This window comes from Bartonella sp. AP9QHHD, assembly GCF_042195625.1.
GTDB lineage: Bacteria > Pseudomonadota > Alphaproteobacteria > Rhizobiales > Rhizobiaceae > Bartonella.
Genome location: NZ_JBHIOP010000105.1, coordinates 1 through 6,029 on the forward strand (window position 1 = coordinate 1; position 6,029 = coordinate 6,029).

A 6,029-nucleotide genomic window follows, 5' to 3' on the forward strand; every position below is an offset into this window, starting at 1 on the left:
CAATTCCAAGATTTGGTAGTGATGATGATTATTTTCGTGATGAGTATGAGGATGTTGCGTAAATAAAATAGCAGGTGCGGGAGGGCGCCTGCTTTCAGAGAGCAATGTAAAAACAAAGGTATTAAAATTTCCATTAAACTCAATAAAACATGGAACATAACTGAAATTATAGGTGTTGGAAATGCTCAATCATGATGATATCGAAAGTGTTGAATTTTATTTTACTGTAAATGGTAAACAAATAAAATTTGATAAAGAGACTAATGATAAATTAAAGGAAAATATAGATTGGGAGAAATTTTTATCGCAATTATTCGTTGATAAGGAATAATAAGCCCTCTGGGTCAAATGCATATATTTTTTAGGGGAGATCCAAATGCCAAAAATTTTTATTGTATATAATAATCATACTATTTTAGAACAAACTGAACGTATTCTTTTAAAGCTTGGATTGGAACCATACGTTCTGAAATTTGGTAGTGATGATTTAACTACTATTGAGTATTTTAAACAAGAAATTAGTATGCAAACTAATTCTCCAAAATTTGGTATTGTGCTACTTACTCCCGATGACATTGGTTATGCAAAATCTGCTGATAAAAAAGACGCACAACCGCGCGCTAATCAAAATGTTATTTTTAAAATGGGTATGTTGTTTCCTAAAATTTCTTGCAGAAATATTGCTATTTTAAAAAAACGAGATGTTGAAGTACCTTTAGATTATGAAGGGATTAATTATATTCCTTTTAATGAACACGTAAAAGAGACGCTCCCAAAACTTGTTGAACTATTAAACACAGCCGGATTCAATTTAGATACAGTTAACTACTGAATTTTTTTCTGTATGAAGTATACGCAAAATATGCACTCTTCTTTGTTCTTGGGATAAGGCTTTAGGAGTATATGGGATAAAAACGTCCCGTACAGGTTTATTTTCTTGTAATAAAAGCATGAAATGATATAATCATCCCGAAAGGGATGATTATGATTGAAAGCAGAATGAAAATATTGGGTTTTATTGTTAGAAATACACGTAAACAACAAGGATTAACACAAGAACAGTTAGCAGCTACATCAGGGGTTGGTGTGCGTTTTATCCGTGATTTAGAAAGAGGCAAAGAGTCTTGTCATGTTGGAAAAACCATACATGTGCTTTCAATGCTTGGTCTTGATATTCAGATTGAAAATGAAAAATTATGACCCGTACACTTGATGTTTATTTACACGCAAAATTAGTAGGTCAATTACAACAAGAAAAAAGTGGAGATCTCACGTTTCTCTACGATACTGATTATTTGTATAAAGATTTATAGCTTTAGCTTGCATATTTTCGTAGATCTTGCGCATTACCTTCATATTATTCATCCGCATATCAAGGATAGACTTTTCAATATCTGTTAAACGCCCTTTATCGAGATTTTTCAACCGTGTATAATGTGATGCCATTGCTCGTCTAGCTGCATCATAAGGCAATCCATTTTTGCGAAGCTTTGGTAGATTATGTCCCCTATTGATTATGTCATATTGCTTAGGATCAGAAACAATCATTACATGATCTTTAATAACATCTATTTCCGCTAAAGCTGTTCTGAGGCTCCCTGCCATAGACTTACTATTGGCATATCTAAACAAATCATTTTTTACAATTTTGCGTTCTGTACTAATAAGTAATGATAAGTTATTGCTACGTCCAACATCACAAACATGATCATACAATTCATTCCACACACTACATAGCTTCTTAGTCGCTAATGTTTGAGCACGACTTTCTACATAGTTATTTTCACGGAAAAAAATCTTTTCTATCTTGTCGTCTTCTTCAGAAATAATCGCCTCCTATCATAACACCTTTGTCTAACCAATCTGGACCATATTTCTCATCAGCTTTTTTTGTAGAAAATCCCATATCACGAATAAATTGTGCTCCATGTTCAGATCTAAGAAACAAAAGTGTATGTGCTGGAGGCTCAGTCATTGCCAACCATTCCCATGCTGCGTTGCCATCACCGGCATGATCTGCAGCTTCTGACTCGGCAGTATAAATACCATCTTGATCTAAACCGCCTACTCGTAATTCCTCGCGTTCAGCATCAGTCATATAACTTTTGGGTAATTTCTTTTCCATAGGAAATTCCTTTCTGTAATCTGTCTTGAAATATTAATTTAATGATTAAATCTGATCAATCAAATTTCCTATTTTATCATTGATTATTTTGATTATCCTATCAGAAAAAACGATCATTTTTTATGAACGAAAATTGTATATTTAATTCCTATTTTTTCTATGCAATAATATATCAGTTTTAATCAAAAATAACCTTTTTACTGAAAATGCCAAAATTTTATGCTTATTTACGTGTTTCTCGTGATGGACAAGATACAGAAAATCAAAAATTTGGATTGTTAGAATACGCGAATAAAAATGGCTTTGCACCACTTCATATTGAAGAAGAAATTGCAAGTAGAGGAAAAGATTGGCGCAAGCGTAAGCTTGGTGTTTTAATTAAAAAAGCAGAACGAGGAGATGTATTATTAACTCCTGAATTTTCTCGTATAGCTGGTTCTTCTCTTGCTGTCCTAGAAATTCTCAAAGCCGCTAGTGAACGTGGTTTAATTTTTCACGTGACGAAACAAAATCTTATCATGGACGGTAGTTTACAAAGCGATATCATCGCAACTGTATTAGGTATGGTAGCACAGATTGAGAGACATTTAATTCAAACACGTACAAAAGAAGCGTTAAATGTTGCTCGTCAACGAGGAATAAAACTTGGCCGGCCAAAAGGAAGTAAAGCTACGCAATTAAAGCTGGACAATCACATTGATGAAATTCAAGCATTTATAAATGTTGGTTTATCACAGAGCCGTATTGCTAAGACATTAGGAGTTAGTGTGAACACCTTACGTTTATTTATTGAACGTAAAAACATCAAGCTTACAAAAATAAAGCCTATCATTACCATGCCAAGAACATTGGAAAATTAAGATAAACTGCGCCAAGTTGATAGTTCTTTTCCATGACGTGATGCATTGAAGTATGTTTATTATTTACATACAAAATACGTACTAAATAAATAATATTTATTTAGTAAATAAGAAATATTTTAATATCTGTAATCACTATGTGTTCAACAAAAGGTGGTGTTGGAAAATCCATATCTATAGCTTATTCTTTTATAGGTATTAGCTCACTCATTAAGAAAGGAGTTTTACTGATTTCCCGTTTTTCTTTAACAGGTCGATTGCTAATTTATCAAACGAAACAAATATCTCGCCACCTAGCCAATTACCTTCATAAGCTATAATTCCATCAGCAAAATCACCACCAGCCTCTAGAATAGCAAGCCCTGCTTCAACAGCTGGTCTATTCATTACTATATTACTGGTTGCTAGCAGATCGCGTAACATTCCAACTACATCTTCTTTTGATAGTCTTGCACCTCGTCGAAGTATCCAAACAAGTTCGCATAGACAAGGTAGAGAAATAGCTATGAGAGAAGCTTCTCTTAAAATCTTACTTGCTACCTCCCCTTGCTTTTTATCATCTTGTAAAACAGCACGAGCTAGAACATTTGTATCTACAGAAATCTTCATTTTTTCCCAGCCCAACTAGAAGCTGTAATTTCGTTCATTTCTTCAATGGTTAGAGGTTTTTTTAGTTTTCCAGAAAATCGTCCAATAAAGCTCTCAATAGTGCTTGTAGGCTGTGACGCTTTTATACGAAGTTCACCACCTGGTAACTTATCAAAGTTAATCTTCTCACCTGGTTTAACACCAAGGTGCTGTAGTAAATCCCGCTTTAGCGTAATTTGTCCTTTTGCTGTAACTGTTAATGAAGACATAAAAAATTCCTCTTACTATATAATTATCTAATATATATAAAAGTAATGTAAAAATCAATTACTCACAAGAAACGAAATTGTGAAATAAACTCGTTTGCATACTGGAATGTGCACACCTGATTATACCTGATTTGAAATTAACAAGATATAAATATTTATTACGTATTTTGTACGTAAATAATAAATATTTACAAAATAAATAATAATTATTTATAATTTTAATAAATACGTAATAAATAAATGTTATTTATTTAATGTTTATTCATTGAATAAGGAATATCTTAATGCCTGTAATTACTATGTGTTCAACAAAAGGTGGTGTTGGAAAATCCACAATGGCATTAGTATTAGCTAATGTTTTTGCTAAAGCCGGATCTAAGGTGAAATTAATTGATGCAGACCCAAATCAACCACTTGTGACATGGATGAAAAGATCTGTAGATACAATGCCCCAAAATATAGAAGTTTCTGGAAATATTACAGAACAGAATATTGTTTCTTGCATTGATGATGCTGTAGAACAGTTTCCATTTGTTATTGTTGATCTTGAAGGTTCTGCTAATCTTGCGGCTTCTTTTGCTATAGGGAGAGCAGATTTAGTTTTGGTTCCTATGAGAAAAAAACAACTTGATGGAGATCAGATAGGAAAGATCATTGCTTTAATAAAACAACAGAGTCAGTTTTTTAAAAGAGAAATACCTTTTCGTATCGTATTTTCTATGACTAATACCTTAAACAGTCGCGAAGGACAGCATATAGAGAAAACGTTAGAAAAGGCTAATCTTCCTATTTTACCTGCTTCATTAACTGAAAGAGGAGCTTTTAGTGCTCTTTTTCAGATAGGGGGGTCTCTCTTTGATTTAGCATCTTCTGATGTGAATAATCCTCAAGCAGCACAAGAAAATGCAACGGTTTTTGCTAACGCTGTTGTGAAGGTATTGGATAATGAAAATTTATTAAAGGACAAAGTAGCATGACAAAAAGAGCTGAAATTGTATTACCGAATCTTGAAAATTTACAACCGTTTACAAAAGCACAAAAAGTAGATGAACAAGAATTAGGTAAGATAGGTCAAAATAATGGTTTTACGACACGTCATAGTATAGAAACAAAACGTGGTAGTGGACGTAGAAGACGTAGTTTAAAAACAGCACGATTAACACTTGCACTTGAACCAGAAGTAAGAGACAGTTTTTGGTCTTTAGCAGACGAACTTAATGAAGATGGTGGTGATTTTCTTAATCGTCTTATTGAAAATTACGTAAATAACAATTACACACAAAATAAACGATGATTATTTATTATTTACGTACAAAATACGTAATAAATATTTAAAATCTTCTTATGAAGAGAGAAGATAGCTGTATGTAATATAATTTTAAAAGTATTCATTCTATTCGGAAACCAACCACAAAATTGCTTTCTGTTTTTTAGGTTTTAGTTGTCTAAAACCTCTTAAAAGGCAGTATTCTTTACTGGAAATTCCTTCATCATAAGGGTATGAAATATTTCTTTTTTGTGAAATGTCGGTATAAAAAAAGGAGATATGAACATCTAGTATGTTAGCGATTTTCTGCAAACGTCCAGCTCCTACACGATTTGAGCCTTTTTCATATTTTTGGATTTGTTGGAAGCTTACTCCTAATTTGTTTCCTAATTCTGTCTGAGAAATTCCCATGAATTTTCTTCTATCGCGAATTTTTTCCCCTACAGAAATATCATTAAAATGTGGAGTTTTGTTTTGCACTTTAAATTCCCCCCGACCGGGTGCGAGCGCCCTCGCATTGGTATTCCGGGAGTTAAAAGTACTGAAGTTTGAATCAGCTTTTTGCTTTTAGTGCTTAAAGCACCTGGACATAGCAAAAGCTCCCGGAATCCCGGGAAACCCACAGAGTGGGCTAATTTTTATGTTCAAACTTTAAGGCTTTTAATCCCTTATTAATCGCTGCGTATACGATTAAAACATTCGCTTACCAATAAAGTAATTTCAGGAGATTGGCAAATAAAAATAGTTTTTATTTATAAACTTTATTTTTTAATGAGAGGCTATCCGCCTCTCAAACTCTCCGGAACGCTCACCAAAATCATGACATCAGACCCGCGTTCAATGAGAGGACTAACAAGTCTTGGTTCTTAGTGTCAAGGAAACCCTTACAGGGCGCCTAAAGGCGTCCTTGACAAAGAACC

At 33.4% G+C, this 6,029-nt stretch carries 11 protein-coding genes; 6 read left to right on the plus strand and 5 right to left on the minus strand.

The genetic code is table 11. The features are described 5' to 3' along the window. The first annotated feature begins 181 nt into the window (after positions 1 to 181). From ACFIK4_RS09145 to ACFIK4_RS09155, 3 genes are all read left to right on the plus strand, one after another. Positions 182 to 331, plus strand: a complete 150-nt coding sequence (locus tag ACFIK4_RS09145) for a hypothetical protein (protein ID WP_187147397.1) — start codon at positions 182 to 184, stop codon at positions 329 to 331. A 45-nt stretch (positions 332 to 376) separates the two neighbouring features. Further along, on the plus strand, positions 377 to 832 hold the full coding sequence (locus ACFIK4_RS09150; protein WP_375675800.1) for a TIR domain-containing protein: 456 nt from the start codon (positions 377 to 379) through the stop codon (positions 830 to 832). A gap of 152 nt (positions 833 to 984) precedes the next feature. Then, a complete protein-coding gene (locus ACFIK4_RS09155) occupies positions 985 to 1,200 on the plus strand; it encodes a type II toxin-antitoxin system Y4mF family antitoxin (protein WP_007552402.1) in 216 nt (71 codons plus the stop codon). A 69-nt stretch (positions 1,201 to 1,269) separates the two neighbouring features. Here ACFIK4_RS09155 and ACFIK4_RS09160 read toward each other — a convergent pair whose 3' ends face one another. Both ACFIK4_RS09160 and ACFIK4_RS09165 read right to left on the minus strand, forming a co-directional pair. Continuing rightward, positions 1,270 to 1,728, minus strand: coding sequence for a hypothetical protein (locus ACFIK4_RS09160; protein WP_375675801.1), 459 nt, complete (start codon positions 1,726 to 1,728; stop codon positions 1,270 to 1,272). 91 nt (positions 1,729 to 1,819) lie between these two features. Then, on the minus strand, positions 1,820 to 2,125 hold the full coding sequence (locus tag ACFIK4_RS09165; protein ID WP_375675802.1) for a hypothetical protein: 306 nt from the start codon (positions 2,123 to 2,125) through the stop codon (positions 1,820 to 1,822). A 206-nt stretch (positions 2,126 to 2,331) separates the two neighbouring features. Here ACFIK4_RS09165 and ACFIK4_RS09170 point away from each other — a divergent pair, with 206 nt between their 5' ends. Further along, on the plus strand, positions 2,332 to 2,985 hold the full coding sequence (locus ACFIK4_RS09170; protein WP_375675803.1) for a recombinase family protein: 654 nt from the start codon (positions 2,332 to 2,334) through the stop codon (positions 2,983 to 2,985). Between the two features lie 210 nt (positions 2,986 to 3,195). Here ACFIK4_RS09170 and ACFIK4_RS09175 read toward each other — a convergent pair whose 3' ends face one another. Both ACFIK4_RS09175 and ACFIK4_RS09180 read right to left on the minus strand, forming a co-directional pair. Continuing rightward, positions 3,196 to 3,594, minus strand: a complete 399-nt coding sequence (locus ACFIK4_RS09175) for a type II toxin-antitoxin system VapC family toxin (protein WP_375675804.1) — start codon at positions 3,592 to 3,594, stop codon at positions 3,196 to 3,198. Beyond that, positions 3,591 to 3,842 carry an AbrB/MazE/SpoVT family DNA-binding domain-containing protein gene (locus ACFIK4_RS09180; RefSeq protein WP_375630653.1) on the minus strand — a complete coding sequence of 84 codons (252 nt, stop codon included), beginning with the start codon at positions 3,840 to 3,842 and terminating at the stop codon, positions 3,591 to 3,593. The genes ACFIK4_RS09175 and ACFIK4_RS09180 overlap by 4 nt, the downstream gene beginning before the upstream one ends. A gap of 284 nt (positions 3,843 to 4,126) precedes the next feature. Here ACFIK4_RS09180 and ACFIK4_RS09185 point away from each other — a divergent pair, with 284 nt between their 5' ends. Both ACFIK4_RS09185 and ACFIK4_RS09190 read left to right on the plus strand, forming a co-directional pair. Continuing rightward, complete coding sequence (locus tag ACFIK4_RS09185; protein WP_375622568.1) at positions 4,127 to 4,819, plus strand: AAA family ATPase; 693 nt, start codon at positions 4,127 to 4,129, stop codon at positions 4,817 to 4,819. Further along, positions 4,816 to 5,136, plus strand: coding sequence for a hypothetical protein (locus ACFIK4_RS09190; RefSeq protein WP_375675805.1), 321 nt, complete (start codon positions 4,816 to 4,818; stop codon positions 5,134 to 5,136). Before ACFIK4_RS09185 ends, ACFIK4_RS09190 begins: the two co-directional genes overlap by 4 nt. 99 nt (positions 5,137 to 5,235) lie before the next feature. Here ACFIK4_RS09190 and ACFIK4_RS09195 read toward each other — a convergent pair whose 3' ends face one another. Continuing rightward, positions 5,236 to 5,589, minus strand: coding sequence for a helix-turn-helix domain-containing protein (locus ACFIK4_RS09195; protein ID WP_375675806.1), 354 nt, complete (start codon positions 5,587 to 5,589; stop codon positions 5,236 to 5,238). Between the last annotated feature and the right edge of the window lie 440 nt (positions 5,590 to 6,029).